Origin of the sequence: Micromonospora sp. WMMC241 (genome assembly GCF_027460165.1) — a bacterium.
In the GTDB taxonomy this organism is placed as follows: Bacteria; Actinomycetota; Actinomycetes; order Mycobacteriales; family Micromonosporaceae; genus Micromonospora; species Micromonospora humi.
On the sequence record NZ_JAPZBF010000001.1, the window covers coordinates 5996561 to 6010985 of the forward strand.

Genomic DNA, 14425 nt, shown 5'->3' on the forward strand with positions numbered 1-14425 from the left:
CCCGCGACGCTGTTCGGACCTGATCGTCGCGGACCCACCCCTGCCGGAGGTTAGTCATGCGGACCCGCCGCGATCAGGTGCAGGCGTACCGCTTCGTCACCCGCCGCATCGTCTCCGCGTTGCTCGCCGGCGACCCGGAGACCAACGACCTGCCGATGCGCCGCCTCGGCATGGCGGTGTTCGGCAGCGTCATCGCGGCGGCCGTGGTGCTCGGCGGCGTGGGCGCGTACGGGCAGCTCACCAGCAACTCCGCGCCGCTCGCGGCGAACACGGTGGTGATCGAGCGGGAGACCGGCGCCACCTACTACTTCGGCGACGACCAGGTGCTGCACCCGACGCTCAACTACGCCTCGGCCCGGCTGGTGGTCAACGACGCCTCGTCCGAGGTGCGCACCATGTCGCAGGCGTCGATCAAGGACCGGCCGCGCGGCCGGATGGTCGGCATCGTGGGCGCGCCGGACGACCTGCCGGACCGCAAGTCGCTGGTGGGGCTTCCCTGGTCGGTCTGCGACGTGCCGGATCCGAACGACCCGCAACGCTCCACCACCCGGCTGCTGATCGACCGGTCGCTGCCCGGCGGCACGCGGCTCACCGACCAGGCCGTGCTGGTCCGCACGAGCGACGCGCGTTACCTGCTCACCGGCGGCGCCCGGCTGCGCGTGGCCGGCGACGAGCAGGCGCTGGTCGCCTTGAAGATGGCCGGCGCGACCAACCTCACCGTCGGGCAGCAGCTGCTGAACGCGGTGCCGGTGGGCCCGGTGCTGCGCAAGCCCACGATCGACTCCGACGGCCGCCCGAGCGGGCTCACCGTGGCCGACCGGCCGGCCCGGATCGGGCAGGTCTACCAGGCCGCCGGCCAGTACTACGTACTCACCCGGCAGGGGCTGGCGACGGTGCGCGAGGTGACCGCGCTGCTGCTCCAGGGCGGCGGTGGCGGGGTGACCCAGATCACCCCCGACGAGGCCGGGCGGCTCTACACCGACCAGCGGCTGGAGCCGGAGGGGCTGCCGGCCCGGATGCCCACGCTGCACGAGGTGCGTCCCGGTCGCACCGTCCTGTGCGCCACCTACCGGGCCGGTCCGGCCGGTCAGCCGCCGACCACCACGCTGGAGGTCTTCGACTCCCCGCCGGCGGAGCTGACCGCGTCGACGGCGGTGCCGGCCCGGCAGGGCGGCCGGGACGCGGTCCGCACCGCCGAGAGCGTGCTGCTGCCCGGCGGCAAGGGCGTGTTGGTGCAGGCCACGGCCGGCGAGAGCGGCAAGCCGGCGGCCGGCTCCACGGTCTACCTGATCACCGCTCAGGGGATCCGCTACCCGCTCGGCGCCGATGGCGGCGACGCACGGAGCGCACTCGGCTACGGCGACGTGCCGCCGGTGGCGGTGCCCGCGTCGCTGCTGGCGCTGGTGCCGACCGGGCCGACCCTGGACCGTGCGGGCGCGCTGACATACTTCGATGCCGGATCGGTGCCGGAGGGCGCCGCCTCACCCTCGGCCGGTGGCGAGGCGGCCCAGGTCCAGGGTGGTTGACCCACCGGCAGTACGTCCGAAGTGGAGCACTGCGGTCACGGGTCGCCCGGGCTGGCGCGATTCGACTAACCTGAGCGTGGCTCCAACGGCTCGCGACGACGACAACGGGGATACAGCATGACCGGGCGCACGACAGTGGACATACTGTCCTTGGAGGACTTCCACCTGCGGCTTGAGCGGCGTCTGCACGAGGCGGAGTCGGTGCTGCGCAAGCTCAACACCGAGATGCAGTGCCGGCCGCCCGCGCTCGGCACGTTCACCGACGCGACCGACAACTCGCGTCGCTACTCCGAGATCCACCAGAGCTACGTCGACCACGTCGACCGGCTGCGCCGGGCGATCCTGGCCGCACGCGAGGCGACCGCGACGATCATGACGAACTACAAGACCGCCGAGGCCCGCAACGCCGCCGCGGCGGCCGACATCGCGGCCGCGCTCTCCGGGCTGAACGAGGCGATGAAGCAGCCGAAGGAGGATCCTCGTGTCTGAATACACCCAGCGCTACCAGCACGTCAGCCACGAGGAGCTCTACCAGGGCGTCAACGCCGGCGACCCGACGCAGATCGAAGGGCTGAGCGCCCAGTGGACGTCGCTCAAGGGCACGCTCGACGACCTCACCCGTGACCTCGCCGCCGACCTGGACGGGTTGACGAAGACCTGGTCCGGCGACGCCGCGCGCGAGTTCCAGCGCCGGCTCACCATGGTCTCCGACTACTCCGGCAATCTGGCCGAGGGCATGACCGGCATCCGGCAGGCGCTCGACATGATGGCCGGCGACCTGCGTTCCGCCCAGACCACGGCGGAGAGCCCGGAGAAGACCGACGACAACGACAAGATGCTCGGCGGCGCCGGCAAGGGTTTCCTGCTCGGCGGCGCGCCGGGCGCGGTGATCGGCGGCATCATCGGCCACCAGCAGGACGAGGCCGAGCAGGAGAAGGCACACCAGCGGATGGTGCAGGTGGTGGCGAAGCTCGCCGAGGGTTACGACTTCTCGGCGTACGGCCGGATCGTGGTGCCGGAGCGACCCCCCGAACCCCTCCCCGGCCACAACGACCGCAGCGGCCCGACGCTGCACGACGGCCCGTCGGTCAAGACGCCGTCGTCCGGCCCGACCCTGGGCAGCTTCGGTCCCGGCGCGAGCGGCACCGCGACCACGTCGGGCGTGCACCACACGGCCCCGACCAGCGGCACGCCGGGTGACGGCGGCCCGGGCGGCGGCAACCCGGGCAGCCAGACCGGCGCGGGCGCCCCCGGCTCGGTCACCACCGGCGGCACGGTCGACCCGAGCGGCACCTCGCTGGCCGGGGCCGGTCCGCTGACCGGCGCCACGGCCGGTCCGACGATCGGTGGCGGCCCGGGCTTCGGCCCCGGCGCCGGCAACCCGCCGACCGCGACGGCCGGCGGTGGTGGCGGCGGGCTCTTCGGCGGCCCCGGTGTGCTCAGCACCGGCTCGCTCGCCGGCACCGGCCCCAACGCGGCGTCCTCGGCCCGCCTGGGCGGCGTGCCCGGCGCGGAGAACCGGGCGGCGGCCGGCACCGGGCGGCTCACCTCGGGCCGCGGCCTGACCGTCGAGACGGAGAGCAAGTCGTCCGGCCGCACCGGCGCGTCCGGGCGTTCCGCGATGGCCGGCCGCAACGGCGTGCTAGGCGGGCGTGGCACCTCCGACGACGACGAGTCGGAGGGCCGGCTGACCTGGCTCACCGAGGACGAGATGGTCTGGGGCGACGGCGGGGCGGTGCCACCGCCGGTGCTCGGCGGCAACTGACCCGGTTCGACGTCGACGGCGCGGCACCCATGTCGGGTGCCGCGCCGTTGTCGTCGCCGGGGGCGGTCAGCAGAACGCGCCGGCCCTGGCGCCGCCGTCCTGCCGGGTGGTGCGGAAGTCGCAGAGGTCGTAGCCGTTCTCGGTGAGCGTCGCCTTCACGTCGGCGAGCTGCGCCGCGTCCAGCGCCGGCCGGCGGGACAGCACGAAGCCGCTGCTGCGGTCCGGGTCGCCGACGACAGCCCAGCGGTAGTCGGGGTCCAGCCCGATCACCACGTAGTTCGGGCCTCCCAGGTAGATCCACCGGCCGCCGAGGTTGACGAAGGAGACGGTCAGCGCCGAGTCGGCGGGCGGGTTCTCGCTCCGGGCCCGCCCGTTCACGGTGCTCGTGGTGCCGACGATCGTCCGGCAGGTGTTCCGCACGCCGACGGTGCCGTCGGCCTGGACGTCGTAGCGGGCCTTGACGTTCTTGAAGCACTGGATCTCGAACCACTGGGGGATCGCCGCGACCTGGTACCAGTCTCCGGCGTACCGATCGACGTCGACGTCGGCGACCGGGCGAAGCGGCCCGGTGTCGACCGTGGTGGTCGCGGCGCCGGCCGGCGCGGCGGCGCCCAGGACGGTGGCGGCGGTCAGCGCGGCGACCAGTGCGCTCATGGCCCGGCGTGCTCCCATTGGCTTCTCCTCGCGGTCGGGGGGGCGATCGCCGCAGTGTGCCCGAGCGGGCCGGCCGGAAACTATCACCAATCTCATCCTCGTCGATGCATCCGTCGGCGCCCCGGGAAGCGAAGAACTGGTCCGTCCACAGCGTTCCGTGGGACGGCTCACGCAACCGGCAAGATCGTCGAGCTGCGCGATCGGGCGTTGACCGATAGGTTGATGTGGTGCTGCCCGTAGCGTTCGCCTCGTCCACCTGGACGGCGATGCTGCGCCGGATCGCCCGCACCGCCGTGACCACGCTGGCGTTGATCGCCGGGTTGCAGGGCATGGCGGCCGCACCCGCCGACGCCGCCACGACGACGACGCGCGCCACGGTCGCGGCGGTCGACGTCGGCAGGGCGGCCACGACGACGGCCTCCGACGGTGTCGACGCCGCGCCGCTCCGGCCGGTCTTCACCACGCGGGCAACGGTCGTCGCACCGTCGACGACGCCCGCCACCCACACCGCCGGGTCGGTCACCACCGGGCCGACCGTCCCCGCCCGCACCGATGCCGGCGCCGCCGAGCCGGTTCCCGGCGTCGAGGTCGCCGCCGCCGATCCGCTCCGGGCGGCCATCGCCCGCCGCGGGCCGCCGCGCGCCTGACGGGCCACCCTTCCGGTACGCCCCGGCGCGACCCCGCCGTCGCCGCCCGCCGCGCATCCCGTCGCGCCCCGTCGCGCACACCGCCCGCCAACCGGGCCGAATCCTCGATCGACAAACGTTCCACCGTGAGGTGCCGCAGATGCAGACCGTCTTCTCCACCGTCCTGCCGGACGTCCCCGCCGCCGCCGTGATCTGGCTGGCCCTGCTCGCCCTCGCGGCGGTAGTGGTCGCCGCGCTTGTCGTCCGCCCGACCCGGTTCCGCTCGGTGTTCGGCGATCGGATCAGCGAGGCCGCGCGACCGAGCAGCATCGATCTGGCCGAACAGTCCCGCGAGCGGGCCCGGGAACGCAGCCGCTACGCCGACGAGGTCTCGGTGGCCGCGTCCCGCGCGGCGGTGAGCGCCGAGCGGAGCCGCGCCGACTGGTCGACCGCCCAGGACGAGGCCGAGGAGAGCTGGCTGGTCTACCAGGCGGCGGAGGAGGACGTCCGGCGGCTGGCCGCCGCCGCGGCGCTGCCGCTGCCCCGGACCGCCCGGACCCCGGCCGAGTACGCGGACCGGGAGCGCTGGCTGCACCGGGCGGCGCTGGACGCCCAGTGGCGCAAGGAGATCACCGTGCAGCAGCTCAGCGACATCCTCGGTGGGCGCGGCTGGGACCCGAGCCGGCACCCGGTGGAGCAGGAACTGCTGCTGCGTCGGCTGGTGCGGGACAATCTCCGCGCCCGGCACCACGCCGCCGCGGAGCGGGAACAGGCCGCCTGGCGGGCCGCCGAGACCGCCTCGGCCGCGGCGCGGAGCCTGCGCGAGGAGGCGTTCGCGGCGCTGCACCCGGTGGCCGAGCCGCAGGCGGCGCTCGCCATCGTGGGCTTCGCCGGCCCGGAGACCACCCGGGAGCTGCCGGCCGCCGAGGTCACCCGTGAGCTGGCGCCGGTGGCCCGGGGCCGGGCCGCCGTGGCGGCCTACTGATCGTCGGGCGGCGATGGCCCGGCTGGGCTAGCGTGATGACGTGTCCCGTGAATCCTGGTTGCTTGTCGGCCTTGCCGCCGTCGTCGCCGTGGCGACGCTGGTCGGGGCGGTGCTGCTCGCGATCCGGGTGGTCCGCACCCGCCGCATGCTCGGGGCGCTCGGCGCCGGCGGCAAGGTCGCGTTCTACGGCGCGCTGATCTACACAATCCTGCCGGTGGACCTGCTGCCCGACCCGATCTACCTGGACGACATGGGCGTGCTGGCCGGCGCGCTGTTCTATCTGGGTCGGCTGGCCGCCAAGCACCGGGCGGCGCAACGCCTCACCCGGGAGGCTCCGACCCCGTCGCTGCCCGCCGCCCCGCCGGGTGGCGCGTCGCGTCGATGACCGATCATCAGCTCGACGGTCAGGCAGCGAGCGAGGAGACGGCATGTCCGGGGATCACCGGTTGGACCCGCACGACGGGCGTGTCGCCCGCTTCTTCGCCGATCGGCACCTCGCCACGCTGACCACGTTGCGCGCCGACGGCACCCCGCACGTCGTACCGGTCGGGGTGACCTTCGACCCGGAGACCGGGCTGGCCCGCGTGATCACGTCGGGTGGGTCGGCCAAGGCCCGGCACGTGGCGGCAGCCGGGGCGGCGGGCACGCCGGTGGCGGTGTGTCAGGTCGACGGCCGCTGGTGGCTGACCGTGGAGGGCCGGGCGGTGGTGCGTCGTGACCCGGAGTCGGTGGCGGAGGCCGAGCGGCGGTACGCGGCCCGCTATCGCCCGCCGCGCCCGAATCCGGAGCGGGTGGTCCTGGAGATCACGGTGACCCGTCTGTTGGGAAGCCTGCCCGACTGAGGCGTCCGTCCGGTTCGTCGGTGGCGCCGCTCACCGCCGGAATGGGGCCACCACCAGGGCGGTTGCACTCTGGCGTACGCCGAGCGCCACTGAAGGTGCCGCGTCTCCCCACGGAGCGTCGACCCCCGAATGGAGCCCCGCATGAACCCGATCGTCCGTAGGTGCCTGCTCTCCGTCGCCGGCCTGGCCGCTGCCGGCAGCGCCGTCGCCGGCCCGACCGCGGCCGCCCACGCCGCCCCGACCCCGGTCAAGGGCAAGGGCGACCGCAGCGCCGACTACGAGTACCAGGCGCAGCCGAACTTCTTCTACTGCGGGCCGGCCTCGGCCCGGATCGCGCTCTCGGCCGAGGGCAAGGACGTCAGCCAGGACGAGTTGGCCGCCAAACTGGGCACCACCGAGAGCGGCACCGACTCGGCGATCGACGTCACCCGGGTGCTGAACGAGTACACCGGCGGCAAGTACAAGACCACCGAGATCCGTGACGACGTGGCCACCCCCGGGCAGGTCGAGCGGCTGCGGGCGGACGTCCGCGCCGCGGTGGACGCCGACCGGCCGGTGGTGGCGAACATCCTGGGCGGCGCCCGGGACGTCGACGGGGTGGAGCACTACTACCCCGGCCACTACCTGACCGTGGTGCGCTACCAGGACGACGGGAACACGGTGCTGATCGCGGACCCGGCCCGGCCGGACGAGCCGACGTACTGGATGAGCGTGACCGAGCTGGCCAACTGGATCGCCGGGCGCGGTTACAGCTCCTGACCCACCGAACTGGACGGGCCGGCCTCCGCCACGGAGGCCGGCCCGCATGGTTCGGTGCCGGCAGGGCACGCCCGAGCACCGCCGGCAGCCTCGCCGACGTGGTGATCGCCGAGCTGGTGCGGCACGCCATCGCCGAGGAGGCGGATCCGCCACAGGACGAGGAGTCGGACCTGTTCCCCGCCTCCGCGCGGCCTGCGCCCGGGAGGACCTGGTCGAGCTGGCCGGCAAGGTGGAGGCGGCCAAGAAGACGGCGCGCCGAACCGGCCGCTCCGGACCGACCGCCGGTGAACCGGATGCCGGCTCCCGGCACCCGCCTGGTGGACCGGATGCGCGACGCGCTCTCCGGCCGTCCCACCACGATGGAGGAGCTTCGCGAGAAGTCCTGAGCCCGACCGCCGCGGCGGCCACGCTCCCCGGCGGGGGCGTGGCCGCCGTCGCGTGTCACGAGCCGGGGGTACGCGTGGCGTCGGACGGCACGAATCCCGGGCCACCGCGCGGGCGGCCCGGGATCCGAAGGGGTGGTCAGCGTGCGGTGTCGCCCTCACCGGTGCGCTGCTGCGCCATGTCGACGCCCTTGTCGATCTGCTGGTCGTACTTGCCGCCGGTGCGCTGGTCGGCCATGTCACCGGCCCTGTCGATGCCCTTGTCGACCTGCTCGTCGTGCTTGTCGGCGAAGTCCTTGGCCTTGTCCATGAAGTCACTCATGTCGCATCTCCTTTCGGTACGTTGAAAGCCTTCCCTAGGGCCGGGGGCGCAAACACCGGGCGGGCGATGACGGCCCGGGTGTCGGATTCACCCGCGTCGGGTACCAACGGCCTCGATCGAGGAGGCGACGTGGACGCTGGCAGGCCCGACCCGGCCCGAGACGACCCGGCCCGGCGCGATCCGGCCCGGCCGGACGACGCACGGGCCGCCAATGCGCGCCCGGACGACGCACGGGCCGCCGAGGCCCGCCCGGATGACGTGCGGGCCGCCGACGCGCGCCCGCACGATGCGCGGGCCGCCGAGGCACGGCCGGGCGAGGCGCGGTACAGCGCGGCTCACCCCGGTGCGGCGCGGCCTGATGCCGGGCTGTCGCAGGCATCGGCCGGTGCGGTGGCGCACCCCGGGCCCCGGCAGACCTGGGCGGGGCTGCCCTGGCCGGTGCGGACGGCGGTGACCTGGAGCGCGTGCCTGCTGGTGGTGGCCGCCGGGCTGTGGCTGCTCGGGCAGGTGGCGGTGCTGCTGGCCCCGCTGGCCGTGGCGCTGGCCGGCACGCTCTTCCTCGCCGCGCTGCTCGACCCGGTGCTGGTGCGGTTGCGCCGGCTGCGGGTGCCCGCCGCGCTCGCCGCGCTGCTCACCGTCCTGCTGCTGCTCGGTGTCCTGGTCGGCGCCGGGGTGCTGGTCTGGAACCTCACCGCGAGCCAGTTCGGCGAGCTGAGCCAGCAGCTCGACGAGGGCCTGCAACGCAGTCGCGAGTTCGTCACCTCCACCCTGCCGGTCACCGACCAGCAGCTCGACAAGCTGGTCGAGCAGATCCGCCAGGGCGTCAGCGCCGGCGCGCCCGATCCGGTGGCCGGCGCCCGCAAGGCCGCGGAGGTGGCCGGCGCGCTCCTGCTCGGCCTGGTGCTGCTCTTCTTCCTGCTCAAGGACGGCCGGTCGATGTGGCACTGGGTGCTGCGGCGGCTGGCCGGGCCGCGCCGTGAGGTGACCGCCGCGGCGGGCCGGGCGGGTTGGCGGACGCTCGGCGCGTACAGCCGGGGCACGATGATCATCGCGGCGATCGACGCCATCGGCATCGGGTTGGCGCTTGTCGTGCTGCGCGTCCCGCTGGCTCTGCCGCTCGCCCTGATCACGTTTCTCGGCGGGTTCGTGCCGATCATCGGCGCCACGGTCGCCGGCGCGGTGGCGGTGCTCGTCGCGCTGGCCGCGAACGGCCCCACCACCGCCCTGCTCACGCTGGCCGCGGTGATCGCCGTGCAGCAGATCGAGGGCAACCTGCTGGAGCCGCTCGTGATGCGCCGCCAGGTGCAGCTGCATCCGGCGGTCATCCTGGTGGTGGTCACCGCCGGCACGCTTGTCGCCGGGGTGGCCGGCGCGTTCGTCTCGGTGCCGATCGCCGCGGTGCTCTGGCGGGTGCTGGACACCGTGCAGCGTCACCGGCCCGCCGAAGCGGCACGCCCCGCCGACGCCACCGGCTGACCCGCCGACGCGAGGCTGACCCGCCGACGCGAGGCTGACGCGCCGACGCGAGGCTGACCGGCCCGTGGTCGGCTGACCGGTGCGCGGTCGACGGCTCAGGCCGGGTGGGGCTGGCGCAGGTGGGCGACGAACCAGGCGCCGGCCTGGTCGGCCACCTGCTCCAGCGTGCCGGGCTCCTCGAAGAGGTGGGTGGCACCCGGCACGATCCGCAGCTCCGCCACCTCGCCCAGCTCGTCCCGGGCCTGCTCGTTGAGCGTGATCACCTGCTCGTCCAGCCCGCCGACCAGCAGCAGCGTCGGTGCGCGTACCGCCGTCAGTGAGCTGCCGGCCAGGTCCGGACGCCCGCCCCGGGAGACCACCGCGCCCACCCGCTCCGGCCGGGCCGCAGCGGCGACCAGGGCGGCGGCCGCGCCGGTGCTGGCGCCGAAGAGCCCGATCGGCAACCGGCCCAGCTCCGGGTCGGCGCCCATCCAGTCGACGATGCCGGCCAGCCGCTCGGCCAACATCCCGATGTCGAAGCGAAGCTCGGCGGTCACCTCGTCGCGCGCCTCCTCGTCGACGGTCAGCAGGTCGACCAGCATGGTGCCCAGCCCACGCGCGGTGAGCGCCCGCGCCACGGCCATGTTGCGCGGGCTGTGCCGCGAGCTGCCGCTGCCGTGCGCGAACAACACCACCCCGACCGCCCCCGAGGGCACCACCACGTCCCCGACCAGCCCACCCTCCACCACCGGCACCGAAACCTCACGCACAGCCCCTCACCTCCACACCCCGCATACCCCCCACCCCGGCGATCATGAAGTTAGACCGCCGGGAGAACGCTCTCCGCCCCGCCAACCTCATGATCGACGCAGCGGACGTGGACGGGCGCCGGGCGCCGGGCGCGGGGTGCGGCGGGGTTGCGTTGACGTCGGCGGCAAGGTCTAGCGTCGGCGGCGGAGAGACGGGGGCGCGGATGCGGATCGGGGAGTTGGCGCAGCGGGCCGGCACGAGCACCCGCACGCTGCGCTACTACGAGGCCCACGGGCTGGTCCGGCCGGCCCGGGCCGCCAACGGCTACCGGGTCTACGACGAGGCGGAGCTGCGCGTCGTGCACGAGATCCGCTCGCTGCTGGCGATCGGTTTCGGGCTGGACGACATCCGCCCGTTCGTCGCCTGCCTGCGCGCCGGGCACGACTCCGGCGACGTCTGCCCCGACTCGGTGGCGGTGCTGCGCCGCAAGCTCGCCGAGGTGGACGACTACCTGGACCGGCTCGGCGCGGTCCGCCGCCGCCTGCACGATCAGCTCGCCCACGCGATCGCCCATCGGGAGGAAACATGCCTCAGGACACGCGGACCGGCCGACTGAGCCCGGTCACCGACGCCACCTTCACGGCCGAGGTGCTGGCCGCCGACCGGCCGGTCGTGGTCGACTTCTGGGCCGAGTGGTGCCCGCCGTGCCGGGTGGTGTCGAAACACCTCACCGAGCTGGCCGAGGAGTTCGGCGACGCCCTGCGCTTCGTCGCGCTGAACACCGACGAGAACCCGGCGACCACCCGGGCCTACCAGGTGATGTCCGCGCCGACGCTGCTCGTGTTCAAGGGCGGCGAGGTGGTCGGCTCGATCGTCGGGTCCCGGCCCAAGAACCACCTGCGGCAGAGCTTCGCCGGTCACCTGGACGGTTGAGGCCACGCCGGGCGGGAAGGCGCGGGGTGACCACGGAACCCGACCGATCGCGAGGATCTCCCATGGCGAAGAAGGACAGGACGCGGGAGCAGGAACCCACCGACCAGAAACGGCGTGAACAGGAGTTGGAACGCTCGCCGGACTGGGCCGACCGCGCCGCGTCGGCGCGTACCCCCGAGGACCCGCGGGCGGTGGCGCCGCGCGACGCCGGCGGGCGTCCGTCCAACGGACGCCAGTTCTGAGGTACGCGGACAGCGCGGTCCCGCCCGCCGGGGCGGGGCCGCGCGACCTCAGCCGGCGTGCTCCGGCAGGTGCATCAGCGGTGCCCGGCCCGGCGGCTGCTCCGGCTGCGACCCGGGCGCGTGCGCCTGCGGCACCGGCACGGTCACCGGCCGGGCGCAGGTGACCCGCACCGGCTCGCCGTGGTGCAGCAGCTCCAGCACCGTGTCCGGCCCGCCGTTGCGCAGCGAGTATGTCGTCTGGTGCGGCCGGACGTCGACCCGCAGCCGCATCGACCGCCACTGCAACGAGAACTCCAGGCGGCTGAGCCGGCTGGAGAGCCGGGGCGCGAAGGAGAGCGTCCCGTCGTGGTCGCGCAGGCCGCCGAAGCCGGCGACGAGCGCGATCCAGGCGCCGGCCAGCGACGCCATGTGCACGCCGTCGCGGGTGTTCTCGTTGAGGTCGTGCAGGTCCATCAGCGCGGCCTCGCGCAGATAGCGGTGGGCCAGTTCGGGGAAGCCCACCTCGGCCGCGAGCACCGCCTGGGTGCAGGCGCTCAGCGACGAGTCGCGGACGGTGCGCCGCTCGTAGTAGGTGAAGTTGCGCAGCTTCTCGGCGGCGCTGAACGCGTCGCCGCGCCAGTGCATGGCGAGCACCAGGTCGGCCTGCTTCACCACCTGCTTGCGGTACAGGTCGAAGTACGGGTAGTGCAGCAGCAGCGGGTACTTCTCCGGCGGCGTGTGCTCGAAGTCCCACTCCTGCAACCGGGTGAAGCCCTCCACCTGCTCGTGCACGTCGATCTCCGAGTCGTACGGGACGTGCATGTCCTGCGCGGCGTCCCGCCAGGCGGCCGCCTCCTCCTCGGTGACGCCGAGGTCGAGCGCCTGGTCGCGGTAGCGCATCGCGCAGTCGGCGGCGGTGAGCAGGTTCCGTTGTGCCATCAGGTTGGTGTAGACGTTGTCGTTCTTGACGGCGGTGTACTCGTCGGGGCCGGTCACCCCGTCGATGTGGAACCGGCCGGCGCGGTCGTGGTGGCCGAGCGAGCGCCACAACCGGGCGGTCTCGACCAGCAGTTTCAGCCCGATCTCCTTCTCCAGCGCCTCGTCGCCGGTGACCAGCACGTAGCGGCGCAGCGCGTCGGCGATGTCGGCGGCGATGTGGAACGCGGCGGTCCCGGCCGGCCAGTAGGCCGACGACTCGGGCCCTTCGATCGTGCGCCACGGGAACGCCGCACCTTCCAGGTTCAAGGTGCGGGCCCGTTCCTGCGCCTGGGCCAGGGTGTCGTAGCGCCACTGCAACGCGTCGCGCACCGCGCCGGGCTGGGTGTAGGTGAGCACCGGCAGCACGAACATCTCGGTGTCCCAGAACGCGTGCCCGTCGTACCCGGGGCCGGTGAGGCCCTTGGCCGAGATGGGCCGCCGTTCCGCGCGGGCGCCGGCCTGGAGCACGTGGTAGAGGCCGAACCGGACCGCCTGCTGCACCTCCGGGTCGCCCTCGACGCGCACGTCGGCGGCGTCCCAGAAAGTGTCCAGGTATTCGCGCTGCGCGCGGCGCATCCCGTCCCAGCCGTCGAGGCGGGCGGAGGACAACGCGGCGCCGACCTGGTCGCGCAGCGCCGGCAGCGACCGGCGGCTGGACCAGCCGTACGTCAGGTACTTGACCACCCGCAGCTTCTCGCCGGGCTTGAGCACGCAGCCGATGGTGGTGCGGACCCAGTCCTCGTACCCCTCGGACTCGATGGTGGTGCGTTCCGGGCCGTGCACGTCGTGGCCCATCGCGGCGGCGACCCGCAGGCCGCTGACCTTGGTGCGGTGGATGAGCAGGCCACCGTCGTCGGTGGTCAGCTCCTCCTCGGCCTGCAACGGCGATTCGAGGACGGCGGCCACCCGGGGGTCGCGGCTCTGCGGCGGCAGCGACTCGTTCGCCACCAGCTCGGACTGGAGGATCAGCCGCAGCGGGCCGTCGACCGCCTCCACCTCATAGTTGATCATCGCGACCGAGCGGTGGGTGAACGACACCAGCCGGGTGCTGCGGACCTTGACCTCCCGGCCGGCAGGGGAACGCCAGTGCACCTCCCGCTGGAGCGTGCCGGCGCGCAGGTCGAGGACCCGCTCGTGGTCGAGCAGCTCCCCGTAGCGGACGTCGAGCGGTTCGTCGTCGACGAGCAGCCGGATCAGCTTGCCGTTGGTGACGTTGACGATGGTCTGCCCGGACTCGGGGAAGCCGAAGCCGGCCTCCGCGTAGGGCAGCGGGCGCAGCTCGTAGAACGAGTTGAGGTAGGTGCCGGGCAGGCCGTGCGGCTCACCCTCGTCGAGGTTGCCGCGCAGCCCGATGTGGCCGTTGGAGAGCGCGAAGACGGACTCGGACTGGGCCAGCACGTCCATGTCGAGCCGCACCTCACGCACGTGCCAGGGCTCGACCGGGTAGGACCGTTCCCGGATCATGCGGCCGGCTCCGTGGTCAGCAGGTCGTCGAGGTCGGTAACCACCACGTCGGCGCCGTGCGCGCGCAGCTCGTCGGCCTGTCCGACCCGGTCGACGCCGATCACGTACCCGAATCCGCCGGCCTTCCCGGCGGCCACCCCGGCGAGCGCGTCCTCGAAGACGGCGGCGTTCGCGGGTTCGACGCCGAGCATCCGGGCGCCTTCCAGGAACGTGTCCGGGTGCGGTTTGCCCTGCAACCCGCGTCGGCGGGCGACCACGCCGTCGACCCGCGCTTCGAGCCAGCGGTCCAGCCCGGCGGCGTGCACGACGGCCTCGCAGTTGGCGCTGGCCGAGACCACGGCCCGGCGCAGCCCGGCCCGGGTCGCCGCCTCCAGGTAGCGCACCGAGCCGTCGTAGACCTCGACGCCGTTGTGCGCGATCCGCTGGAGCAGGACGACGTTCTTGCGGTTGCCGACGCCGTTGACGGTGTCCGCGTCCGGCGGGTCGTCGGGGGTGCCCTCGGGCAGCGTGATGCCGCGCGAGGCGAGGAACGACCGGACTCCGTCGGCGCGTGGTTTTCCGTCCACGTACCGGTTGTAGTCCGGTCCGCTGTCGAACGGGTGGAACGGCTCGCCGGTCTCGGTCGCCCGGCGGCGCAGGAACGCGTCGAACGTCTCCGCCCAGGCGGCGTTGTGCACCTTGGCGGTCTGCGTGAGCACGCCGTCCAGATCGAAGAGACACGCGGTCACGTGCGCGGGTAGGCCCAGCATTGCCTGAATCTAT

18 protein-coding genes are annotated in these 14425 nt (G+C 73.8%); 13 read left to right on the top strand and 5 right to left on the bottom strand.

Annotated elements, in window-relative coordinates:
- Positions 1–56 precede the first annotated feature (56 nt).
- The 3 genes from eccB to O7598_RS27145 all read left to right on the top strand — a co-directional run bounded on the left by eccB (position 57) and on the right by O7598_RS27145 (position 3291).
- Positions 57–1526 (top strand): type VII secretion protein EccB, encoded by a 1470-nt coding sequence (gene eccB / locus O7598_RS27135; protein WP_269694064.1) that lies wholly within the window; start codon positions 57–59, stop codon positions 1524–1526.
- Positions 1527–1643: 117 nt separating this feature from the next.
- Complete coding sequence (locus tag O7598_RS27140) at positions 1644–2015, top strand: hypothetical protein (protein WP_269694065.1); 372 nt, start codon at positions 1644–1646, stop codon at positions 2013–2015.
- Entirely contained in the window at positions 2008–3291 is a 1284-nt protein-coding gene (locus O7598_RS27145; protein ID WP_269694066.1) for a WXG100 family type VII secretion target, read from the top strand. The genes O7598_RS27140 and O7598_RS27145 overlap by 8 nt, the downstream gene beginning before the upstream one ends.
- Positions 3292–3357: 66 nt before the next feature.
- Here the strand turns inward: O7598_RS27145 and O7598_RS27150 are convergent, their stop codons facing one another.
- The gene (locus tag O7598_RS27150) at positions 3358–3945 is read right to left on the bottom strand and encodes a lipocalin family protein (protein WP_269694067.1); all 588 of its coding nucleotides are present in this window, start codon (positions 3943–3945) and stop codon (positions 3358–3360) included.
- A gap of 227 nt (positions 3946–4172) precedes the next feature.
- Between O7598_RS27150 and O7598_RS27155 the strand changes: the two genes are divergently transcribed.
- From O7598_RS27155 to O7598_RS27180, 6 genes are all read left to right on the top strand, one after another.
- Entirely contained in the window at positions 4173–4592 is a 420-nt protein-coding gene (locus O7598_RS27155) for a hypothetical protein (RefSeq protein WP_269694068.1), read from the top strand.
- 139 nt (positions 4593–4731) lie between these two features.
- Positions 4732–5556 (top strand): hypothetical protein, encoded by an 825-nt coding sequence (locus tag O7598_RS27160; protein ID WP_269694069.1) that lies wholly within the window; start codon positions 4732–4734, stop codon positions 5554–5556.
- 40 nt (positions 5557–5596) lie between these two features.
- Positions 5597–5941: a YkvA family protein gene (locus O7598_RS27165; protein WP_269694070.1), complete on the top strand. Its 345-nt coding sequence runs from the start codon at positions 5597–5599 to the stop codon at positions 5939–5941.
- Between the two features lie 43 nt (positions 5942–5984).
- Positions 5985–6398: a pyridoxamine 5'-phosphate oxidase family protein gene (locus O7598_RS27170; protein WP_269694071.1), complete on the top strand. Its 414-nt coding sequence runs from the start codon at positions 5985–5987 to the stop codon at positions 6396–6398.
- Between the two features lie 141 nt (positions 6399–6539).
- Positions 6540–7157, top strand: coding sequence for a C39 family peptidase (locus tag O7598_RS27175; protein WP_269694072.1), 618 nt, complete (start codon positions 6540–6542; stop codon positions 7155–7157).
- A gap of 98 nt (positions 7158–7255) precedes the next feature.
- Positions 7256–7543, top strand: a complete 288-nt coding sequence (locus O7598_RS27180; protein WP_269694073.1) for a hypothetical protein — start codon at positions 7256–7258, stop codon at positions 7541–7543.
- 136 nt (positions 7544–7679) lie between these two features.
- Here O7598_RS27180 and O7598_RS27185 read toward each other — a convergent pair whose 3' ends face one another.
- Entirely contained in the window at positions 7680–7862 is a 183-nt protein-coding gene (locus O7598_RS27185; RefSeq protein WP_269694074.1) for an antitoxin, read from the bottom strand.
- Between the two features lie 129 nt (positions 7863–7991).
- Here O7598_RS27185 and O7598_RS27190 point away from each other — a divergent pair, with 129 nt between their 5' ends.
- A complete protein-coding gene (locus O7598_RS27190; protein WP_269694075.1) occupies positions 7992–9338 on the top strand; it encodes an AI-2E family transporter in 1347 nt (448 codons plus the stop codon).
- A gap of 95 nt (positions 9339–9433) precedes the next feature.
- Here the strand turns inward: O7598_RS27190 and O7598_RS27195 are convergent, their stop codons facing one another.
- Positions 9434–10087 carry a dienelactone hydrolase family protein gene (locus O7598_RS27195; protein WP_269694076.1) on the bottom strand — a complete coding sequence of 218 codons (654 nt, stop codon included), beginning with the start codon at positions 10085–10087 and terminating at the stop codon, positions 9434–9436.
- A 203-nt stretch (positions 10088–10290) separates the two neighbouring features.
- Here O7598_RS27195 and O7598_RS27200 point away from each other — a divergent pair, with 203 nt between their 5' ends.
- The 3 genes from O7598_RS27200 to O7598_RS27210 all read left to right on the top strand — a co-directional run bounded on the left by O7598_RS27200 (position 10291) and on the right by O7598_RS27210 (position 11242).
- Positions 10291–10683, top strand: a complete 393-nt coding sequence (locus tag O7598_RS27200) for a MerR family transcriptional regulator (protein WP_269694077.1) — start codon at positions 10291–10293, stop codon at positions 10681–10683.
- On the top strand, positions 10653–11000 hold the full coding sequence (gene trxA, locus O7598_RS27205) for a thioredoxin (RefSeq protein ID WP_269694078.1): 348 nt from the start codon (positions 10653–10655) through the stop codon (positions 10998–11000). The genes O7598_RS27200 and trxA overlap by 31 nt, the downstream gene beginning before the upstream one ends.
- A 62-nt stretch (positions 11001–11062) precedes the next feature.
- A complete protein-coding gene (locus O7598_RS27210; protein ID WP_269694079.1) occupies positions 11063–11242 on the top strand; it encodes a hypothetical protein in 180 nt (59 codons plus the stop codon).
- A gap of 48 nt (positions 11243–11290) precedes the next feature.
- Here O7598_RS27210 and O7598_RS27215 read toward each other — a convergent pair whose 3' ends face one another.
- Entirely contained in the window at positions 11291–13663 is a 2373-nt protein-coding gene (locus O7598_RS27215; protein WP_269694080.1) for a glycoside hydrolase family 65 protein, read from the bottom strand.
- Positions 13660–14412, bottom strand: a complete 753-nt coding sequence (locus tag O7598_RS27220) for a beta-phosphoglucomutase family hydrolase (RefSeq protein WP_269694081.1) — start codon at positions 14410–14412, stop codon at positions 13660–13662. Before O7598_RS27220 ends, O7598_RS27215 begins: the two co-directional genes overlap by 4 nt.
- Positions 14413–14425 lie beyond the last annotated feature (13 nt).

What these genes read in the sequence shown, in the direction of transcription:
- eccB (WP_269694064.1), top strand. Translation starts at nt 57, where the DNA reads ATGCGGACCCGCCGCGATCAGGTGCAGGCGTACCGCTTCGTCACCCGC.
- O7598_RS27140 (WP_269694065.1), top strand. Translation starts at nt 1,644, where the DNA reads ATGACCGGGCGCACGACAGTGGACATACTGTCCTTGGAGGACTTCCAC.
- O7598_RS27150 (WP_269694067.1), bottom strand. Translation starts at nt 3,945, where the DNA reads ATGAGCGCACTGGTCGCCGCGCTGACCGCCGCCACCGTCCTGGGCGCC.
- O7598_RS27160 (WP_269694069.1), top strand. Translation starts at nt 4,732, where the DNA reads ATGCAGACCGTCTTCTCCACCGTCCTGCCGGACGTCCCCGCCGCCGCC.
- O7598_RS27170 (WP_269694071.1), top strand. Translation starts at nt 5,985, where the DNA reads ATGTCCGGGGATCACCGGTTGGACCCGCACGACGGGCGTGTCGCCCGC.
- O7598_RS27175 (WP_269694072.1), top strand. Translation starts at nt 6,540, where the DNA reads ATGAACCCGATCGTCCGTAGGTGCCTGCTCTCCGTCGCCGGCCTGGCC.
- O7598_RS27185 (WP_269694074.1), bottom strand. Translation starts at nt 7,862, where the DNA reads ATGAGTGACTTCATGGACAAGGCCAAGGACTTCGCCGACAAGCACGAC.
- O7598_RS27200 (WP_269694077.1), top strand. Translation starts at nt 10,291, where the DNA reads ATGCGGATCGGGGAGTTGGCGCAGCGGGCCGGCACGAGCACCCGCACG.
- trxA (WP_269694078.1), top strand. Translation starts at nt 10,653, where the DNA reads ATGCCTCAGGACACGCGGACCGGCCGACTGAGCCCGGTCACCGACGCC.
- O7598_RS27210 (WP_269694079.1), top strand. Translation starts at nt 11,063, where the DNA reads ATGGCGAAGAAGGACAGGACGCGGGAGCAGGAACCCACCGACCAGAAA.
- O7598_RS27215 (WP_269694080.1), bottom strand. Translation starts at nt 13,663, where the DNA reads ATGATCCGGGAACGGTCCTACCCGGTCGAGCCCTGGCACGTGCGTGAG.
- O7598_RS27220 (WP_269694081.1), bottom strand. Translation starts at nt 14,412, where the DNA reads ATGCTGGGCCTACCCGCGCACGTGACCGCGTGTCTCTTCGATCTGGAC.